Source organism: Thiolapillus sp., from assembly GCF_048562965.1.
Classification (GTDB): Bacteria; Pseudomonadota; Gammaproteobacteria; order Chromatiales; family Chromatiaceae; genus Thiolapillus; species Thiolapillus brandeum_A.
Genome location: NZ_JBHNMF010001396.1, coordinates 1 through 650 on the forward strand (window position 1 = coordinate 1; position 650 = coordinate 650).

General features: G+C 50.8%; 1 protein-coding gene. It reads right to left on the minus strand.

The window, feature by feature from the left end:
* Window positions 1-544 (minus strand): hypothetical protein (locus tag ACOCD2_RS24540; protein ID WP_305802264.1); only part of this gene is annotated, 544 nt, incomplete at its 3' end.
* Window positions 545-650 lie beyond the last annotated feature (106 nt).

Here is a 650-nt window from a genome sequence, read left to right on the forward strand (position 1 = left end):
AGCGCACGAGAATGCGCCATCGCCCATCTTCTTCCTCAGACAGTTCCTCCAGCAGACTTTCCAGTACCGCATCCAGGCGTGGCTCCGCCTGGGCACAGACCGACAGCATCTTCATTCTGACCCTGCCAGGGGTATCATCGGATTCCAGGCGCCGTTTCAAAGCCTCCTTTCTCTTGGCAGCCTTGAAAAATTCAACATGGTCTTCGACCACTTCTGCAAAAGCCATACCCAGTTCCAATTCACTGAGCCACAGAGCCACCTGGTCAGTGCGGAACTCGCCATGCGCCAACTGCACATCCAGCAACCAGTTATCGAGATCTTCGGGTTGAGGCCCTTCGCGATAGAGCAGAAACTTCTGTTCCGGTTTCTCACGCAGCAGGCGATATTTCACACCGAACTCGTTGTTGGCAACCTCCAGTTTCTCGATTCCCGGCAGCTTAAGCCCTTCAAAATCGCTACGCAACTCCTTTTTCGCGTCATACCAGAAGATGATACGGTGGCGTTCGAAGAGTTTGGTCAGGGCCTGGGCGATGCGATCATTCATACAGCAGACCTTTTGAATACTGAATAGCGCTAAAATTATTTTTATTACATGTTTTGTGAGCCACCTTATTCTCCCTCTGGAAGCAATTTGCGATTATGGTTTATCT